The 17,960-nt window shown below is 56.9% G+C and carries 23 protein-coding genes and 5 tRNA genes; 4 read left to right on the top strand and 24 right to left on the bottom strand.

Annotation, left to right across the window (positions count from 1 at the left end; all coding sequences use genetic code 11):
• Nucleotides 1-247 precede the first annotated feature (247 nt).
• The 21 genes from rplL to rpe form a co-directional block, all read right to left on the bottom strand.
• The gene (rplL, locus tag ACZ5SR_RS02765; protein WP_090044659.1) at nt 248-625 is read right to left on the bottom strand and encodes a 50S ribosomal protein L7/L12; all 378 of its coding nucleotides are present in this window, start codon (nt 623-625) and stop codon (nt 248-250) included.
• A 40-nt stretch (nt 626-665) separates the two neighbouring features.
• Nucleotides 666-1,172, bottom strand: a complete 507-nt coding sequence (gene rplJ / locus ACZ5SR_RS02760; RefSeq protein WP_464450037.1) for a 50S ribosomal protein L10 — start codon at nt 1,170-1,172, stop codon at nt 666-668.
• A 257-nt stretch (nt 1,173-1,429) separates the two neighbouring features.
• Complete coding sequence (rplA, locus tag ACZ5SR_RS02755; protein ID WP_100120360.1) at nt 1,430-2,125, bottom strand: 50S ribosomal protein L1; 696 nt, start codon at nt 2,123-2,125, stop codon at nt 1,430-1,432.
• Entirely contained in the window at nt 2,126-2,557 is a 432-nt protein-coding gene (rplK, locus tag ACZ5SR_RS02750; RefSeq protein ID WP_062407242.1) for a 50S ribosomal protein L11, read from the bottom strand.
• Nucleotides 2,558-2,679: 122 nt separating this feature from the next.
• Nucleotides 2,680-3,261 carry a transcription termination/antitermination protein NusG gene (gene nusG / locus ACZ5SR_RS02745; protein ID WP_108285878.1) on the bottom strand — a complete coding sequence of 194 codons (582 nt, stop codon included), beginning with the start codon at nt 3,259-3,261 and terminating at the stop codon, nt 2,680-2,682.
• Nucleotides 3,261-3,644 carry a preprotein translocase subunit SecE gene (secE, locus tag ACZ5SR_RS02740; protein ID WP_464450036.1) on the bottom strand — a complete coding sequence of 128 codons (384 nt, stop codon included), beginning with the start codon at nt 3,642-3,644 and terminating at the stop codon, nt 3,261-3,263. The genes nusG and secE overlap by 1 nt, the downstream gene beginning before the upstream one ends.
• 98 nt (nt 3,645-3,742) lie before the next feature.
• Nucleotides 3,743-3,818, bottom strand: a tRNA-Trp gene (locus tag ACZ5SR_RS02735).
• A gap of 12 nt (nt 3,819-3,830) precedes the next feature.
• On the bottom strand, nt 3,831-5,021 hold the full coding sequence (gene tuf, locus ACZ5SR_RS02730) for an elongation factor Tu (protein WP_100174243.1): 1,191 nt from the start codon (nt 5,019-5,021) through the stop codon (nt 3,831-3,833).
• Between the two features lie 73 nt (nt 5,022-5,094).
• Nucleotides 5,095-5,169: transfer RNA gene (locus tag ACZ5SR_RS02725), tRNA-Thr, on the bottom strand.
• 29 nt (nt 5,170-5,198) lie between these two features.
• A tRNA-Gly gene (locus ACZ5SR_RS02720) sits at nt 5,199-5,272 on the bottom strand.
• 86 nt (nt 5,273-5,358) lie between these two features.
• A tRNA-Tyr gene (locus ACZ5SR_RS02715) sits at nt 5,359-5,444 on the bottom strand.
• Between the two features lie 62 nt (nt 5,445-5,506).
• Nucleotides 5,507-6,268: a uracil-DNA glycosylase gene (locus ACZ5SR_RS02710; RefSeq protein WP_464450035.1), complete on the bottom strand. Its 762-nt coding sequence runs from the start codon at nt 6,266-6,268 to the stop codon at nt 5,507-5,509.
• Nucleotides 6,268-7,056, bottom strand: a complete 789-nt coding sequence (gene trpC / locus ACZ5SR_RS02705; protein ID WP_464450034.1) for an indole-3-glycerol phosphate synthase TrpC — start codon at nt 7,054-7,056, stop codon at nt 6,268-6,270. Before trpC ends, ACZ5SR_RS02710 begins: the two co-directional genes overlap by 1 nt.
• On the bottom strand, nt 7,049-7,189 hold the full coding sequence (locus ACZ5SR_RS02700) for a hypothetical protein (RefSeq protein WP_464450033.1): 141 nt from the start codon (nt 7,187-7,189) through the stop codon (nt 7,049-7,051). The genes trpC and ACZ5SR_RS02700 overlap by 8 nt, the downstream gene beginning before the upstream one ends.
• Nucleotides 7,190-7,192: 3 nt before the next feature.
• Nucleotides 7,193-8,221, bottom strand: a complete 1,029-nt coding sequence (trpD, locus tag ACZ5SR_RS02695) for an anthranilate phosphoribosyltransferase (protein WP_464450032.1) — start codon at nt 8,219-8,221, stop codon at nt 7,193-7,195.
• A gap of 38 nt (nt 8,222-8,259) precedes the next feature.
• On the bottom strand, nt 8,260-8,940 hold the full coding sequence (locus ACZ5SR_RS02690; protein WP_464450031.1) for a LysE family translocator: 681 nt from the start codon (nt 8,938-8,940) through the stop codon (nt 8,260-8,262).
• 12 nt (nt 8,941-8,952) lie between these two features.
• A complete protein-coding gene (ltaE, locus tag ACZ5SR_RS02685) occupies nt 8,953-10,020 on the bottom strand; it encodes a low-specificity L-threonine aldolase (RefSeq protein WP_464450030.1) in 1,068 nt (355 codons plus the stop codon).
• Entirely contained in the window at nt 10,017-10,598 is a 582-nt protein-coding gene (locus ACZ5SR_RS02680) for an aminodeoxychorismate/anthranilate synthase component II (protein WP_464450029.1), read from the bottom strand. The genes ltaE and ACZ5SR_RS02680 overlap by 4 nt, the downstream gene beginning before the upstream one ends.
• 2 nt (nt 10,599-10,600) lie before the next feature.
• Complete coding sequence (trpE, locus tag ACZ5SR_RS02675; protein WP_464450028.1) at nt 10,601-12,100, bottom strand: anthranilate synthase component I; 1,500 nt, start codon at nt 12,098-12,100, stop codon at nt 10,601-10,603.
• 253 nt (nt 12,101-12,353) lie between these two features.
• The gene (gph, locus tag ACZ5SR_RS02670; RefSeq protein ID WP_464450027.1) at nt 12,354-13,085 is read right to left on the bottom strand and encodes a phosphoglycolate phosphatase; all 732 of its coding nucleotides are present in this window, start codon (nt 13,083-13,085) and stop codon (nt 12,354-12,356) included.
• 4 nt (nt 13,086-13,089) lie between these two features.
• Nucleotides 13,090-13,770 (bottom strand): ribulose-phosphate 3-epimerase, encoded by a 681-nt coding sequence (gene rpe / locus ACZ5SR_RS02665; RefSeq protein ID WP_464450026.1) that lies wholly within the window; start codon nt 13,768-13,770, stop codon nt 13,090-13,092.
• Between the two features lie 29 nt (nt 13,771-13,799).
• On the opposite strand from rpe, the gene apaG reads away from it, so the two are divergent.
• Genes apaG through ACZ5SR_RS02645 form a run of 4 tightly spaced genes read left to right on the top strand, consistent with a single transcriptional unit; the run spans nt 13,800 to nt 16,208 of the window.
• Nucleotides 13,800-14,192: a Co2+/Mg2+ efflux protein ApaG gene (gene apaG / locus ACZ5SR_RS02660; protein WP_464450025.1), complete on the top strand. Its 393-nt coding sequence runs from the start codon at nt 13,800-13,802 to the stop codon at nt 14,190-14,192.
• Nucleotides 14,193-14,230: 38 nt separating this feature from the next.
• Nucleotides 14,231-15,190 (top strand): thiamine-phosphate kinase, encoded by a 960-nt coding sequence (gene thiL, locus ACZ5SR_RS02655; protein WP_464450024.1) that lies wholly within the window; start codon nt 14,231-14,233, stop codon nt 15,188-15,190.
• Nucleotides 15,191-15,225: 35 nt separating this feature from the next.
• The gene (locus ACZ5SR_RS02650; RefSeq protein ID WP_464450023.1) at nt 15,226-15,729 is read left to right on the top strand and encodes a phosphatidylglycerophosphatase A family protein; all 504 of its coding nucleotides are present in this window, start codon (nt 15,226-15,228) and stop codon (nt 15,727-15,729) included.
• On the top strand, nt 15,729-16,208 hold the full coding sequence (locus ACZ5SR_RS02645) for a CinA family protein (RefSeq protein ID WP_464450022.1): 480 nt from the start codon (nt 15,729-15,731) through the stop codon (nt 16,206-16,208). Before ACZ5SR_RS02650 ends, ACZ5SR_RS02645 begins: the two co-directional genes overlap by 1 nt.
• A 107-nt stretch (nt 16,209-16,315) precedes the next feature.
• Here the strand turns inward: ACZ5SR_RS02645 and ACZ5SR_RS02640 are convergent.
• The 3 genes from ACZ5SR_RS02640 to ACZ5SR_RS02630 form a co-directional block, all read right to left on the bottom strand.
• A tRNA-Met gene (locus ACZ5SR_RS02640) sits at nt 16,316-16,392 on the bottom strand.
• 18 nt (nt 16,393-16,410) lie between these two features.
• Nucleotides 16,411-16,797, bottom strand: coding sequence for a 50S ribosomal protein L17 (gene rplQ / locus ACZ5SR_RS02635; protein WP_464450021.1), 387 nt, complete (start codon nt 16,795-16,797; stop codon nt 16,411-16,413).
• Between the two features lie 82 nt (nt 16,798-16,879).
• Nucleotides 16,880-17,872: a DNA-directed RNA polymerase subunit alpha gene (locus tag ACZ5SR_RS02630; protein WP_053172515.1), complete on the bottom strand. Its 993-nt coding sequence runs from the start codon at nt 17,870-17,872 to the stop codon at nt 16,880-16,882.
• Nucleotides 17,873-17,960 lie beyond the last annotated feature (88 nt).

Raw genomic sequence — 17,960 nt, 5'->3', positions numbered from 1 at the left:
TCCGGGCTTGATCTTTCAGAACTGTGTGCTGAGCGAGCTTTTGCACTCTCTCAACGGGCTTGGCGGCTGGCCTCTACCAGCGTTGGCGGACGATTGCGCATTGCACGCAACCCGAACCAAGGGTTTTCTGCAGTCGGGTCAGAAAACACTGGAAAGCAGACTGAATGGAGTCTGCTTTTCGGTGTGCTCTTCAAGCACCAAAGGCTGGAGGCCCTTGCGGGCACTCCAGCCTTGGAACAAAACCGAATTACTTGAGTTCGGCCTTGGCGCCAGCTTCTTCCAGCTTCTTCTTAGCAGCTTCAGCGTCAGCTTTTGGCAGGCCTTCTTTGACCGCCTTAGGAGCGCCGTCCACCAGGTCTTTGGCTTCTTTCAAGCCCAAGCCTGTGATTTCGCGCACAGCCTTAATCACGGACACTTTGTTGGCGCCGGCTTCGAGCAACATGACGTTGAAGTCTGTCTTCTCTTCAGCAGCAGCACCACCAGCAGCAGCGCCGCCAGCAGCAGGAGCGGCCATAGCGGCAGCGCTCACACCAAACTTCTCTTCGATGGCTTTCACCAGGTCGTTGAGTTCCATGACCGTCATGCTGTCCAGCGCGGTCAAAAATGCGTCTTTATCGAATGCCATTTTTATTTCCTAACAATTGGTTAAAACACGAACGCTGGCCTTAAGCGGCAACAGCTTCGCCTTCGCCTTTTTTGGCCGCCAAAGCACCCAGCACAATGGCTGTACGCGACATAGGCGACATCAACAAGCCACACAACTGAGCCAACAAAACTTCTTTCGAAGGGATGCTTGCCAATTGCTTAACGCCGTTCACGTCCAAAGCTTTGCCTGCAAATGCACCTGCACGAATGACCAACTTGTCGTTGGTTTTCGCGAAGTCAGCCACCACCTTAGCGGCAGCCACTGCATCTACAGAGAAGCCGTAGATCAGCGGACCGGTCATCTGGTCGGCGACAACTTCAAACTGCGTACCTGTCACAGCACGGCGAGCCAAGGTGTTTTTCAACACCGTCAGCGATACGCCGAGGCTGCGAGCTTTGACGCGCAGGTTGGTCATGTCAGCGACCGTGATACCACGGTATTCCGCCATCACAAGCGTTTGAGCTTTAGCGGCGAGGTCGGTCACTTCGGAAATGACCGCTTCTTTCTCACTGCGATTCAGACTCAAGGTCTACTCCTTTTTATGTGTTTTTCGGGTTGCCCCTGAAACACGCCTATTTGCAGCGACCAACTGTTCAGGATCTTCATCCATCTGCAGCGGGATCGCCATCTGCGTTGGCCCAAACTTTCAAGCGGACTTGAGAGTTTGTTGATTAAGCACACGGGGTGTGCACCAACGGTCTTGGATGGCCTGCAATCCTCTTACAAGGAATACAGCCCACCACATCGAGCAGGTTTTAAAACCCGCTCAAATTTTTATCGCCATCAAGCTGCGATGGATTGTGTGTCGACGCGAACGCCCACACCCATGGTCGAAGACACGGCCACTTTGCGCAGGTAAACACCCTTGCTGGTGGCTGGCTTGGCTTTCACCAAAGCTTCGATCAATGCAGCCAAGTTGCCCTGCAACTTGTCAGTGTCGAATGAACGACGACCGATGGTGCCGTGCACGATACCGGCTTTGTCAACGCGGAACTGGACTTGACCAGCCTTGGCGTTGCGCACAGCGGTAGCAACGTCAGGGGTGACAGTGCCGACTTTGGGGTTAGGCATCAGGCCACGTGGACCCAGGATTTGACCCAATGTACCCACGACGCGCATGGCGTCGGGTGCAGCGATGACCACGTCGAATGGCATGTCGCCCGCTTTGACGCGTGCAGCCAAATCGTCCATACCGACCACATCCGCACCAGCAGCCAGCGCTTCTTCAGCTTTGGCGCCTTGGGCGAATACGGCCACGCGTGCTGTTTTGCCAGTGCCGTTAGGCAACACAACAGCGCCACGAACCACTTGGTCAGATTTCTTGGCATCAATGCCCAATTGAACGGCCACGTCGATGGACTCATCGAACTTGGCAGTGGCGCATTCTTTGACCATGGTCAAAGCATCGGCCAATGCGTACAGCTTCAGGCTGTCGACTTTACCCACGAGGGCTTTTTGTTTCTTGGTCAGCTTGGACATTTACACGCCCTCCACATTCACGCCCATGGAACGGGCAGTACCAGCGATGGTGCGAACGGCTGCGTCCAGATCGGCAGCAGTTAGATCTTTCATCTTGGTCTTGGCGATCTCTTCCAGCTGAGCGCGGGTGATTTTGCCGACCTTTTCCAGACCTGGCTTGGTCGAAGCCTTGTCGATCTTGATGGACTTCTTGATCAAAGTCGCTGCAGGCGGCGTCTTGATGATGAAGGTGAAGGACTTGTCTGCAAACGCTGTGATGACCACAGGCAATGGCAGACCTGGCTCAACGCCTTGGGTCTGGGCGTTGAACGCCTTGCAGAATTCCATGATGTTCAAACCACGCTGGCCCAGTGCTGGACCGATGGGTGGTGATGGATTGGCTTTACCAGCTGGCACTTGCAGCTTGATGAAGCCGACGATTTTTTTCGCCATGCTTTTCTCCTTGCGGGTTGTAACGCTCAAAACCAACTGGTCTTGGGCTCCCCGGGGTTAACGACTCTGGAATATTGTTCGGTGCCGAGTCGGGAAGCACCAAACAGGAAATACAAAACCAATCAGGTTTTTTCGACTTGCCCGAACTCCAACTCAACGGGTGTAGCGCGACCAAAAATAGTCACTGATACACGCATCTTGTTGCGCTCGTAATTGACTTCTTCAACAGTGCCGTTGAAATCGGTAAATGGACCCTCTTTGACGCGGATGTATTCACCCACTTCAAACTCCACCTTGTGGCGTGGCTTGTCAGTGCCTTCTTGCATCTGACTCACAATTTTCTGGACATCGGCTTCAGAAATAGGTGCTGGACGGTTTTTAGCGCCACCCACAAAGCCAGTGACTTTGTTGGTGTGCTTGACCAGGTGCCAAGTTTCATCGTCCATGACCATTTCCACCAGCACGTAGCCGGGGAAAAATTTGCGTTCAGTGGTGCGCTTTTGACCGTTTTTGACTTCGACCACCTCTTCCGTGGGCACCAAAATACGGCCAAACTTGGACTCCATACCTGAGCGGGCGATGCGCTCAATGATGTTGCGCTCGACCGCTTTTTCCATGCCCGAATAGGCATGAACGACGTACCACTTCAAGTCCGGATTGGTCGAGGAACCCGCCATGGGCGCGTTGACTACTGCATCGTTCATTATTTTTTCCACCCAAGAATCAGATCGTAGAAAACCCATTCCAGAGTTTTGTCGGTGAGCCACAAGAACAAGGCCATCACCACCACAAAGGCAAAGACATAAGCCGTGATCTGCATCGCCTCTTTGCGCTCAGGCCAGACCACTTTCTTGACTTCGCGAACAGCATCACGGCCGAAAGCCACCAATTGACGCCCAGACTCGGAAGTAAAAAACACCACCACGCTGGCCGCCAAGCCCACGAGCAAGCCTGCCCATTGCGCCAAACTGCCTTTGCCAGCCAACATGTAGAAGGCCACCAATGCGGCAATGACCAATGCACCAGCCAATGCCAGACGCATCTTGTCACCAGCAGCACTCACAGTTTGAACTTCGGACGTTGCCATACGGCTTTAAACCTTTGTTGAGCCTTCTCTCGAGAAGACTCCTATCAGACAAGGAAGCCCGCTAGGGTCTAGCGGGCTTGAAAATCCACCTTTTCAGGTGGCAGGGGCAGTAGGAATCGAACCTACAACCTTCGGTTTTGGAGACCGACGCTCTGCCAATTGAGCTATACCCCTACAGCAAATTCTTTAAGCGATGATCTTGGCAACCACGCCAGCGCCAACCGTGCGGCCACCTTCGCGGATGGCGAAGCGCAAGCCTTCTTCCATCGCGATGGGGTTGATCAACTTCACAGTGATCGACACGTTGTCACCAGGCATCACCATCTCTTTGCCTTCTGGCAATTCGATCGCGCCGGTCACGTCAGTCGTACGGAAGTAGAACTGAGGACGGTAGTTGTTGAAGAAAGGCGTGTGACGGCCGCCTTCGTCTTTGGACAAGACATAGATCTCGCCCGTGAAGTGGGTGTGGGGCTTGATCGAGCCTGGCTTGCACAGCACTTGGCCGCGCTCGACGTCTTCGCGCTTGGTGCCGCGCAGCAAGATGCCGACGTTGTCACCGGCTTGACCTTGGTCCAGCAGCTTGCGGAACATCTCAACGCCTGTGCAAGTGGTCTTGACAGTGTCTTTGATACCCACGATTTCAATTTCTTCGCCGACTTTGACGATACCGCGCTCGATACGGCCAGTCACCACAGTGCCGCGACCGGAGATGGAGAACACGTCTTCCACGGGCATCAAGAAAGCGCCGTCCACTGCGCGGTCAGGCGTAGGGATGTAAGTGTCCAAAGCAGCAGCCAGCTTCATGATGGCTTCTTCGCCCAATGGGCCTTTGTCGCCTTCGAGGGCCAGCTTGGCAGAACCCTGGATGATCGGTGTGTCGTCGCCTGGGAAGTCGTACTTGGACAACAACTCGCGCACTTCCATCTCGACCAGTTCCAACAACTCAGCGTCGTCGACCATGTCGCACTTGTTCAGGAACACGATGATGTAAGGCACGCCAACTTGACGGGCCAACAGGATGTGCTCACGGGTCTGAGGCATAGGGCCGTCAGCAGCGGAGCAAACCAAAATAGCGCCGTCCATCTGGGCAGCACCGGTGATCATGTTCTTCACATAGTCAGCGTGGCCTGGGCAGTCCACGTGCGCGTAGTGACGGTTTTCTGTTTCGTACTCAACGTGAGCGGTGTTGATCGTGATACCACGAGCCTTCTCTTCGGGAGCCGCGTCGATCTGGTCGTACGCTTTGGCAGCACCGCCGAACTTGGCTGCCAACACGGTGGTGATGGCGGCTGTCAGGGTGGTTTTGCCGTGGTCAACGTGACCGATGGTGCCCACGTTGACGTGGGGTTTGGTCCGTTCGAATTTCTCTTTTGCCATATCTTCGACTCCGAAAAGTAGTGGTCAACAACCAAGACAGAGGGCGCACAATTCGCATTGCGCGCCCCAAAACTGGTGCCCTTGGCGGGAATCGGACCCGCGACCTCTCCCTTACCAAGGGAGTGCTCTACCACTGAGCCACAAGGGCAAAACTTCTAACAAACTCAAGCAATTGACTGGAGCGGGAAACGGGAATCGAACCCGTGTCATTAGCTTGGAAGGCTAAGGTTCTACCATTAAACTACTCCCGCACTGATTGCGCCGCACGAGTGGATGCTGCGCCAATGCTTGGAAACCATTTCCAAATGCTCTCATCAACTGCCAAATGACAGTTTGCTGGTGGAGGAGACTGGATTCGAACCAGTGTAGGCGTAAGCCAACAGATTTACAGTCTGCCCCCTTTAGCCACTCGGGCACCCCTCCAGAAGCGAGTCTTAGATTATGCCATCTTTTTGTGAACCCCTGCAAGATGGCTCACAAAATTTTCACCACTTGATGGTTTTTTCGCCGCTTTGCGCCAAAAAGGCATTGGCCTGCACGAAATGACCACAGCCGACAAAAGGCAGGGGGGCTCGCAAGGCCGACAAGGGCGAAGGATGGTTGGCCACCAAAATCAAATGCCGGCCCGACTTTCCAGCTTGTTCGATCAACGTTTTTTTGGCCTGGGCCTGCGCGCCCCACAACATGAACACCACTGGAATTGAACTTTGGGCAACCGCTTTGACCAGCTCATCGCTCAAAACCTCCCAGCCCCAGCGGGCATGACTGCCCGCTTGCCCAGCCTGTACCGTGAAACAGGTGTTGAGCAGCAAGACCCCTTGTTTTGCCCAGCGCACAAGAGAACCATCCGTAGGCATGGGGGCGCCCAAGCTGCGTTGCAGCTCTTTGAAGATATTGCGCAAACTGGGCGGCAAGCGAACACCCGGCGCCACCGAGAAGGCCAGGCCTTCTGCCTGGCCCGATCCGTGGTACGGGTCTTGTCCCAGAATCACCACCCTCACCTGACTCAAAGGGGTCAGGCGCAACGCCAAAAACGGATCGGGAGGGTAAATGAGCTCACCGGCATTCAGGTCATCGGTCAAGCGCTTGGACAAGGCAAGCCCCGTCTCGGAATTGAGAAAAGCGTCGACCAAGTGTCGCCACCCCTCGTCCAGACCTTGAAGATCCGCTGGCCAATTCAGCCCTTGGTGGGGCACTCCAGGCACCTCTTCAAACCCCAGGCTTTGCTGCCCCGTCACGCTGGCCATCAGCTAAAGAGTTTGGCCAAGGCTTCGCCGGGCTCAGTGGCACGCATAAAAGCCTCGCCCACGAGGAAAGCATTGACTTGGGCCTCGCGCATGCGGCGGACGTCTTCCGGGGTTTGAATCCCGCTTTCGGTGACCAGCAAGCGGTCGGCCGGTACATCGGGCAACATGTCCAGGGTGGTCTGCAAGGACACCTCGAAGGTTTTCAGGTTGCGGTTGTTGATACCAACCAGCCGCGTTTTCAACTTGAGGGCCCGTTCGAGTTCAGCCCGGTCGTGCACCTCCACCAGCACCGCCATGTCCAGGCTGCGGGCCACTGCCTCCATCTCCGCCATGTGGGCATCGTCCAGGCACGCGGCAATCAGCAAGATGGCGTCGGCCCCCATGGCCCGGGCTTCGTACACTTGGTAGGCATCGATCATGAAGTCCTTGCGCAGCACCGGCAGGTCACAACTGGCGCGGGCTTGCTTGAGGTAATCCACACTGCCTTGAAAAAATTGCTTGTCCGTCAACACCGACAGGCAAGCCGCCCCGAACTCGGCATAGCTTTGGGCAATATCGGCCGGGATGAAATCCGCCCGCAACACGCCTTTGGACGGGCTGGCCTTCTTGATTTCGGCGATCACCGCTGCTTGGCCTGCAGCGATCTTGGCACGCATCGCGCCTTCGAAGTCGCGGGTCAGCACACGGCTTTCGGCATCGGCGCGCACCACGGCCAGCGATTTTTGCTTCTGGGCCGAAGCCACCTCTTCGCGTTTGACCGCGACGATTTTGTCCAGGATGTCACTCATGATTTTCTTTCTGTGCGGGCGCGGTGGCACCGTTTTTCAAAATGCGAACAAAGACGCGGTGCATCACCAACCCGACCACCACAAACAAGGCCGATACGCCCACGGCGATCCAAGCCCCTTCGTCGTGCCACATGGCTCAAGCCACCTTTTGGCCAAAGGCCACAAACTGTGCCAGCTTGGCTTTGGCCGCGCCCGACTCAATGGCCTCACGCGCACGCGCCAAACCATCGGCCATGCTGCTGGCCACATTGGCGGCGTACAAGGCAGCACCCGCATTGATCATGACAATGTCACGGGCTGCGCCAGGCTCATTGTCCAGCACGCCACGCAGCATGGCCATGGATTGCTCGGGCGTGTCCACTTTCAGGGCTCGGTTGCTGGCCATGGTCAAGCCAAAGTCTTCCGGGTGGATTTCGTATTCGGTGATCTGACCATTTTTGAGCTCTCCCACCAGCGTGGCCGCGCCCAGGCTGATCTCGTCCATGCCGTCCCGCCCATAAACCACCACCGCATGCTCCGCACCCAAGCGTTGCAAAGCGCGCACCTGAATACCCACCAGGTCAGAGTGGAACACACCCATCAGAATGTTGGGTGCGCTGGCCGGGTTGGTCAAAGGCCCCAGGATGTTGAAAATGGTGCGCACGCCCAGCTCCTTGCGCACCGGAGCCACGTTTTTCATGGCCGGGTGGTGATTGGGCGCAAACATGAAGCCGATGCCCACCTCTTCGATGGAACGCGCAATTTGCTCTGGCTTGAGGTTGATGTTGCCACCCAATGCCTCGACCACATCGGCGCTGCCTGATTTGCTGCTGACACTGCGCCCGCCATGCTTGGCGGTTTTGGCCCCGGCAGCAGCCGCCACAAACATGGCGCAGGTTGAGATGTTGAAGGTGTGGGCACCGTCACCGCCAGTGCCCACAATGTCCACCAAGTGCGTGGGGTCAGGCACATGGACCTTGGTCGAAAATTCGCGCATCACTTGCGCGGCGGCGGTGATCTCGCCAATGGTTTCCTTTTTGACACGCAGGCCGGTGATCAGCGCTGCGGTCATGACGGGTGACAGCTCGCCATTCATGATCATGCGCATGAGGTGGAGCATCTCATCGTGAAAAATTTCGCGGTGCTCGATGGTGCGTTGCAACGCTTCCTGTGGGGTGATAGGCATGGGAATTTCCTTGCGATGAATCGAAAATTTTGAAAGCGTCAATGCGCGGGCGCGTCTGTCAGCGCCAGTTTCAGGCCGAAGCCCACAAACAGGCATCCCGCCAAGCGGTCCAGGTGCTGCAGTCTGCGCTGTAACCCGCGTGAGCGTTGCGACAACCAATCGGCCGCCAGCGCCCAGCCCATGCAGATCAACAAGCCATTGAAATTGAACAAGCAACCGAGCGCCACAAAAGTCCAGGCGGGATCGGCCGTTTGGGCCGGAATGAATTGCGGCACGAAGGCCAGAAAAAACAGGGCCACCTTGGGGTTCAAGACATTGGTGGCGAACGCCTTGAGGAAAACCCACCGCAGGCGGGGAAAATTGGGCGTCTGATCACTCGCCGCATGCGCCGGCATGGCAGGCCCCATATCCCAGGCCAAACCACCTGATTGGGTTATGGCCCACAACATGCGCACGCCAATCCACATCAGATAAACCGCCCCCAACCATTTGACGGCATTGAATGCGTTGGCAGAAGTGGCCAGCAAAGCACCGACACCACAGGCCGCCACGCCCACATGCACAAAACACCCGGCCGTGATCCCCCATGCAGCCACCACACCAGCGCGCACACCGCCACGCAGAGACTGAGTGACGATGAAAAGCACGTCTGGCCCAGGCGTGACGTTGAGCAGCACGCCCGCCGCCATGAACATCCAAAGTTGCTGCGCGTCTGGCATGTTTTGAAAAAATCAGTAAACGCCTGAGCGGGAGGGGCCTTGCGCCGTATCGCCGGCCGAGGTTTGCATGAATTGGCGGATGCACGCCACGGCATGGTCAATGCCTGCTGCGTCCACATTCAGATGCGTGACAAACCGCAAACCGATCAGCCCCGTGGCCAAAACGCCCTGGGCTTTCAAAGCCTCCAGCAGCGCCGGGCCTCGGCCATCGGCCACGTCCACAAACACGATGTTGGTCTGCGCCGATCGCACGCTCAAGCCAGGTATGTCCTGCAGGCCTTGTGCCAGACGCTGGGCCAAGGCATGGTCATCGGCCAGCCGATCGACATGGTGGTCCAGTGCATGCAAGGCCGCCGCCGCCAACACGCCGGACTGGCGCAAGCCACCGCCCAAAACCTTGCGCCAACGCAACGCCTTGGCGATCAGCTCACGCGAGCCGCACAGGGCAGAGCCCACGGGCGCGCCCAAGCCCTTGCTGAAACACACGGACACGCTGTCGAAGTGGTCCACGATGCGGCGCACGCTGGCTGTGACTGGTCCACCTTCGGCCTGAGCCACGGCCGCATTGAACAGCCGTGCGCCATCCAGATGCACAGCCAAGCCATGCTGTCTGGCCAGACCCGTGGCTTGAGCCAAGTAGTCTTGCGACATGGGGTGGCCGTTCCAGGTGTTTTCCAGCGCCAGCAGGCGAGTGCGCGCAAAGTGGCAGTCGATGGGTTTGATGGCTACAGCGATGTCACTCAGGGACATTTCACCTGAAGTGTTTTGCGCCAGGGGCTGCGGTTGGATGCTGCCCAACACGGCCGCGCCGCCGCCTTCGTAGCGGTAGGTGTGGGCGTTTTGCCCCACGATGTACTCGTCACCCCGCTCGCAGTGCGCCATCAAGGCGCACAAGTTACTCTGCGTGCCAGAGGGCATGAACAGTGCAGCCTCTTTGCCGGTGATGTGCGCGATGCGCTCTTGCAAGGCATTGACCGTGGGGTCGTCGCCAAACACATCGTCGCCCACAGGCGCAGCCAGCATGGCCTCGCGCATGGCGGCGGTGGGCTGGGTGACGGTGTCGCTGCGCAAATCGATCATGGCCGTTCCAAAAAGTTCTTGAGCATGGCGTGACCATGCTCGGTGAGGATGGATTCCGGATGGAACTGAACGCCTTCGATGTCCAGCTCGGTGTGGCGCACGCCCATGATCTCGCCATCGTCGGTCCAGGCCGTGACTTTCAGACATGGTGGGCAACTGGCCCGCTCAATCGCCAGCGAGTGGTAGCGGTTGACGGTGAATTTTTCGGGCAAGCCCGCGAACACACCTTCTTGCGTGGTGGTGATGACACTGGTCTTGCCGTGCATCAACACTTGCGCCCGCACAATCTTGCCGCCCAAGGCCGCGCCAATGCTTTGGTGACCCAAGCACACACCCAAGATGGGCAACTTGCCCGCGAAGTGCTGAATGGCCGCCACCGAGATGCCCGCCTCTGCGGGCGAGCAAGGGCCCGGTGAGATCACCAATCGATCAGGTTGACGCGCTGCAATGCCTTCCAGCGTGATCTCGTCGTTGCGAAACACCTCAACCTCTGCACCGAGCTCACCAAAGTACTGCACGATGTTGAAGGTGAAAGAGTCGTAGTTGTCGACCATCAGGAGTTTGATTTTTTTCGCCATGATCACTCCAAACCTTCTTCGACCAACTCGCTGGCCCTCAACAAGGCACGCGCCTTGTGCTCGGTTTCGCGCCACTCCATCTCGGGCACCGAATCGGCCACCACCCCGGCAGCGGCTTGCACATACAGGGTCTGATCTTTGATGACCGCGGTGCGAATGGCAATGGCCACATCCATGTCGCCCGCATAACTGATGTAGCCACAAGCGCCGCCGTAAATGCCACGCTTGACGGGCTCAAACTGATCGATCAACTCCATCGCGTGCACCTTGGGTGCGCCTGTCAGGGTGCCCGCCGGGAAGGTGGCTTTGAGCACATCCATGTTGCTCATGCCCTCGTTCAGCAAGCCTTCGACGTTGCTGACGATGTGCATCACATGGCTGTAGCGCTCGACCACAAAAGCCTCGGTCACCTTGACCGAGCCAATTTGGGCAATACGACCAATGTCGTTGCGCGCCAAGTCAATCAGCATCACATGCTCGGCCCGCTCCTTGGGGTCGTTGATCAGTTCCTGCTCGGCGGCCTTGTCCTTTTCGGGGGTCGCACCACGGGGGCGTGTGCCTGCCAAAGGACGGATGATGACTTTGGCGCCCTCGTCGGTTTGCTCCTGCCGCACCAAAATCTCGGGACTGGCCCCGACCACATGAAAGTCGCCAAAGTTGTAGAAATACATGTAGGGGCTGGGATTCAGCGAACGCAGCGCCCGGTACAGCGAGAGCGGGCTTTCGGTGTAGCGTTTTTTGATGCGCTGCCCCACCTGCACCTGCATGAAGTCGCCACCGGCGATCAGCTCCTTGGCTTTTTCCACGGCGGCGATGTAATCGGCCTTGGCAAAGTCACGTTCAGCGGGGTAAGACTGGCTGGCTTTGACGACCGGAGCGCTGACCGAATACTTGAGCTGCTCTTTCAAGTCACGCAAGCGTTTTTTGGCACCCACATAGGCCTCGGGCGTTGCGGGATCCGCATAAACGATGAGGTAGAGCTTGCCCGACAGGTTGTCGATCACCGCGAGTTCTTCGCACTGCAGCAGCAAGATGTCGGGCGTGCCGAGGGTATCGGGCGGGCAGGTTTTCTCGAGTTTTTTCTCGATGTAACGCACCGCGTCGTAACCAAAGTAGCCCGCCAGGCCGCCACAAAAACGTGGCAAACCGGGCCGCAAGGCCACCTTGAAACGCTTTTGGTACTGCTCGATGAAGTCCAGCGGGTTGCCGGTGGCCGTTTCGATGACCGCGCCATCGTGCACCACTTCGGTCTTGGCATCGGCACCAAAACCGCTGGCTCGCAACAGCGTGCGTGCGGGCAGACCGATGAAGCTGTAGCGTCCAAAACGCTCGCCGCCCACCACCGATTCGAGCAAAAAGCTGTACTTGCCGTTGTCCTTGGTATGAGCCAGCTTCAGGTAAAGCGACAGGGGAGTTTCCAGGTCCGCAAAGGCCTCGAGCATGAGGGGAATGCGGTTGTAGCCTTGGCTGGCCAGGCTTTTGAATTCAAGTTCGGTGATCACAGGTTAGCGCCTCCTAAGCGCTCAGCGACCTCGCTTGAGGTGCTTTTCATTCATCCAGGTGCCCGGTCATTTTGCGTATGCAGCCGGGCGCGGGTGGCGGGCAAGCCGCCCAATCGATGGGGTCAGGCTGGCCGACGCCAGGGCCAGGCTCCCCGGCCTTCCGCGGAGGAATGGCTCGGCAGGCAGGCTGCGCTGAGGTGGCTGTGGATGATGAACATGATTTGCCAAGTGTAGCAAAGCCAGCAGACGGTTTTCACCGGATCTTGGTTTGTAACCGTTCTGGCAAGTCGGCCAGCGTATCCAACCAAGCAGCGGCAGGTGTGTCTTGCACGCGCTGACCGTGGTTGTAGCCGTAAGTGACCAGCACCACCGGGCAGCCCGCAGCGTGGGCAGCCTTCGCGTCGTTGCTGGAATCCCCCACCATCAAGGTGCGTGCGGCGTGGGTGCCCAGCGCCTCACAGGTTTTGAGCAAGGGCAAGGGATCGGGCTTTTTGCGCTCGAAACTGTCCCCCCCAAACACGGGGCCAAAAAAGTGCGTCAGTGACTTTTCTTTCAGCAAGGCTTGGGCAAAGGCCAAGGGCTTGTTGGTGACGCAGGCCATGGGCACGCCCTGAGCCGCCAAGTTTTCGAGCACCTCCAGTGCGCCAGGGTAGACATCGGCAAACTGACCATTGATCGACAAATAGTGTTGCTGGTAGCGCTGCCAGGCACGGTCAAAAAGGGCGTCCACCGACAGGGCTGGGCAAGCCTGGCCCACACCCTTGACTTCAGGCCGGTTGATTTGATGCGCGAGCAAAGTGCGGATCAGGTGCTCGGATCCTTTGCCAATGGTTTGCGCGATGAGCGCATCTGGCACGGGGGGCAAGTCCAAGTCAGCCATGGTGCGGTGCAAGGCCACCTGGAAATCACCCAAGGTGTGCACCAAGGTGCCGTCCAAGTCAAAAATGACCGCATCGACTTCTAGCAGATCCTGCATGGCTTTCATGGCGTTAACCCAAAGCAACGCGCATCTGGTCGATCACGCCCTTGTAATCGGGTTTACCAAAGATGGCGCTGCCCGCCACAAAAGTGTCCGCCCCGGCATCGGCCACGCGGCGGATGTTGTCGGCCTTGATCCCCCCGTCCACTTCGAGGCGAATGTCCCGGCCGCTTCGCTCGATCCATTGGCGTGCCAGCTCGACCTTGCGCAAGGCCGAATCGATGAAACTTTGGCCCCCAAAGCCGGGGTTCACGCTCATGATGAGGATCAGGTCGATTTCATCAATGGTCCACTCCAGCACATCAAGGGGTTCGGCCGGGTTGAACACCAAACCGGCCTTGACGCCTTTGCTTTTGATGGCCTGGATGCTTCTGTGCACATGGGCGCTGGCATCGGGGTGAAAACTGATCAGGTCCGCTCCGGCCTCGGCAAAAGACGCCGCCAGTGCATCCACTGGCGAGATCATCAAATGCACATCGATCGGCACGGCCACGCCGGATGCCGTTTTGGCATGCGGCTTGAGGGCTTGGCAGATCATGGGGCCGAAGGTGAGGTTGGGCACGTAATGGTTGTCCATCACGTCAAAATGAATCCAGTCTGCACCGGCGTCAATGACGCTTTTGACTTCCTCGCCCAAGCGGGCGAAATCAGCCGAGAGGATGGAAGGGGCAATGCGGTAGGTCGTCGTCATGGCTTAATTGTCGCAGTTAACATGTGCGCATGTCCGCCCACACCGTTCAAATTGATGTGCTGCCCCAATACGTGGCAGACCAAAGCAATCCTTTAGAGGATATTTTCGCCTTCGCTTACACCGTCACGGTCACCAACACAGGCCGTGTTCCTGTTCAGCTGATTTCGCGCCACTGGGTCATTCAGGATGAGCGTGGACACAGCGAGGAAGTCAAGGGCCTTGGCGTCGTCGGTCAACAACCCTTGCTTAGGCCTGGCGAATCATTCCAGTACACCAGCGGCTGCCGCCTTCGCGCAGCCAGTGGCACCATGCACGGCAGCTACTTTTTTGTGGCGGAGGACGGTCACCGATTTGATGCCCCCATTGGCACTTTCGTTCTTGATGCTTCCAGCGCCATCCCCGGTGGTCGAACCTTGCATTGATGTCGCTCTCGGTTTGACTCTCGGTTAAGCTCTGCCCCATGGGTGAATTTGAGCTGATCGAACGGTTTTTCAAACGTGCTGCGCGGCAAGCGGATGTCGGCATCGGTGACGACTGCGCCATTTGGACACCCAGTCCAGGCCACCAATTGGCCCTGTCTGCTGATATGTTGGTCGAAGGTCGGCACTTTCTCTCGACCGTCAACCCCCGCGATTTGGGCCACAAGGCTTTGGCCGTCAACCTGAGCGACTTGGCCGCCTGTGGTGCGACGCCACGCGCTTTTTTATTGTCTTTGTCTTTGCCCCGGGTGGACGAGGTCTGGTTGTCAGGCTTTTCGGAAGGCTTATTCGCTTTGGCAAATGCACAGGGCTGTGAATTGATCGGCGGTGACACGACCCAAGGCCCTCTGAATATTGCCATCACTGTCATGGGCGAGGTGCCTGGCCATCAGGCCGTCTTGCGCTCAGGCGCCCAAGCTGGCGACGACGTGTATGTGAGCGGACACTTGGGCGATGCCCGTCTGGCTCTGGAAGCATTTCGTGGCTCTGTCAGCCTGCCGCAAAGTGTCTTTGAGATGGCCCGCTCTCGCATGGAACGGCCCGAGCCACGCACAACGCTGGGTGTTTCATTGCGCGGCGTGGCCACTGCCATGGCCGACATCAGCGATGGTCTCTTGGGTGATCTGGGACACATCCTCAAAGCCAGTCGTGTTGGGGCCGATATTCAGATCGCCTCGATTCAAAATTTGATGCTGACAGGCGGTGCATGGTCCTGTCCTCAAGAACTCTTGCAACGCTGCGTTCTGGCGGGCGGGGATGATTACGAACTGGTTTTCACCTGTCAACCCACACACCGCCAGCATGTCGAGTCCTTGAGTGTGGCTTGTGGCACGCCTGTCACGCGCATTGGCCGCATCACGTCTGACCCCCGCTTGCTTTTGCTGAACGAGGACGGCAGTGTTTTGCCCAACTCCTTCTCTTCTTTCGATCATTTCGCTTGAAGATGTCCTCCATTTCTGAACTATCTTCCGTTCTCATGACCCGCCCCATTCGGCCCAACGCTTCGTTCATGTTGCGGCATCCCGCCCATGCCATTGCCTTGGGTTTTGGCTCTGGTTTGTCGCCCAAGGCGCCGGGCACAGTCGGCAGTCTTTGGGGATGGGCTTCTTGGTTGCTGATTCAAAACAGTCTTTCATTTCATGCGCAAGCGGCCTTGATCTTGTTTGCGTTGTGTATCGGTTGGTGGGCATGCACCTTGACGGCTCGCAACATGGGGGTGAGTGATCCGGGTTCTATTGTTTGGGATGAAATTGTGGCCATGTGGATGATCTTGTTTTTGATCACACCCTCTGGTTTCATGGCCCAACTTTCTGCATTTTTGTTGTTCCGCTTTTTTGACGCCGTCAAACCTGGTCCTGTGGCTTGGGCTGATCGCTTGTTCAAAGGATTTGGCTGGCGTGGTGGCTTGGGTATTTTGTTTGACGATTTGGTGGCCGCTTTTTGCACGCTCTTTGTCTTGGCTTTGTGGAGGTGGTTCTGATGTCTGAAATTGCATTCGATTTGGCTGACAGGCTCACCTCATTGGGTTGGATGATGGCCACCGCTGAAAGCTGTACTGGCGGCTTGATTGCAGCCCAATGCACCGATTTACCTGGTTCAAGTCGCTGGTTTGATCGTGGTTTGGTGACTTATTCAAATGCCGCCAAATCCGACTTGCTGGGTGTTGATGCTGCACTGATTGATGTGCATGGCGCAGTGAGCGAATCTGTGGCCCGAGCCATGGCCTTGGGTGCCGTGTACAGAACAAACGCCCGAGTAGCCGTTGCGGTCACAGGCATTGCGGGTCCTGATGGCGGCAGCGACGCCAAACCTGTGGGCACCGTCTGGTTTGGCTGGTGCATTGACGGCTTGGTCTATTCTGAGTGCCAACTTTTCTCTGGTGACCGACAACTGGTACGACAAGCCAGCAGCATTCATGCGCTCTCGGGTTTGGTCAAGCGACTGCCTGTTGTGGCATGAATTGTCACAACGGATCGCACCCAGAACTTGCTGTTTTTTAAATCCTGAGGCACAAAACAAAAAACCCTCCGAAGAGGGTTTTTTGTTTTTCAACCGCTGTTGAAATTTGGTTGCGGGGGCCGGATTTGAACCAACGACCTTTGGGTTATGAGCCCAACGAGCTACCAGACTGCTCCACCCCGCGGTATCTTTGAATTATACCTTACTCTGCTGCTGTATCAGCAGAAGAATCAGCGCGATCGACCAATTCAACCAAGGCCATCGGTGCATTGTCACCCACGCGGTAACCCATTTTCAGGATGCGTGTGTAGCCACCAGGACGCTTTGCAAAACGTGGGCCGAGATCGGCAAACAACTTGACGACGCTGTCGCGATCGCGCAGGCGGTTGAATGCCAAACGCTTGTTGGACAAGTTGTCTTCTTTGGCCAAAGTGATCATCGGCTCAATGACGCGACGCAGCTCTTTGGCTTTAGGGAGTGTTGTTTTGATGACTTCGTGCTCGATGAGCGAATTCATCATGTTGCGCAACATCGCGAGGCGGTGCTCGCTGGTGCGGTTCAATTTGCGGAGGCCGTGTCCGTGACGCATGGTGCTTACCTTTCTTTATTAAACAGGCAGCCGTATCAGGTACTGCCCGTGCACACCCCGGAATTTTTCCGGGAACTTCAGATTATCGCTTTTCCAGACCTGCTGGTGGCCAGGCTTCGAGCTTCATGCCCAAAGTCAAACCACGAGAAGCCAGAACTTCTTTGATTTCGTTGAGTGACTTGCGACCCAGGTTAGGGGTCTTGAGCAACTCGTTCTCGGTACGCTGAATCAGATCGCCGATGTAATAAATGTTTTCTGCTTTGAGGCAGTTGGCAGAACGAACGGTGAGTTCGAGCTCGTCCACTGGGCGCAACAAGATCGGATCGAAACTGCCAGCGCCACCACGTTGAGCAGGCTCATTGAAAGCAGACAATTCACTGCCTTCAAGCTGTGCGAACACAGCCAGTTGCTCAACCAAGATTTTGGCGGATGAACGCACTGCATCTTCCGCGCTGATCGCACCGTTGGTTTCGATCTCGATGACCAACTTGTCCAAGTCGGTACGCTGCTCAACACGGGCGCTTTCAACGGTGTAGCTGACGCGCTTGACTGGAGAGAAGGAAGCATCGAGAACGATGCGGCCCAAGGCCTTGGTCGGCTCATCGGCAAAGCGACGCATGCTGCCGGGTACATAACCACGACCTTTTTCAACCTTGATCTGCATGTCCAGCTTGCCACCATGTGACAAATTGGCAATGACATGCTCAGGATTGATGATTTCAACATCGTGAGGTGTCTGGATGTCCGCTGCGGTCACAGCGCCTTCGCCGTCTTTGCGCAAGCTCAGAGTCACTTCGTCACGGTTGTGCAGTTTGAAAACCACACCTTTGAGGTTCAACAGGATGTTGACCACATCTTCTTGAACACCGTCAATGGAAGAATATTCGTGCACCACACCTGCAATGGTGACTTCGGTGGCGGAGTAACCGACCATGGAAGACAACAAAACGCGACGCAGCGCGTTGCCGAGGGTGTGACCATAACCACGCTCGAATGGCTCCAGCGTGACTTTTGCACGGTTGGCGGCCAATTGCTCGACTTGGATGGCTTTGGGTTTCAACAGATTGGTTTGCATTCAGACTTCCTCTCAATACCCCCGGTCCGTTACACCGGTAAGGCTGATGAAGCACCCGGTGCAGCCTGTTAGGGCCACCCGGGAACGA

Source organism: Limnohabitans sp. TEGF002, from assembly GCF_055395845.1.
Note: the sequence above shows the minus strand (reverse complement) of the source record. Positions and strands in the feature narration are given on the sequence as shown.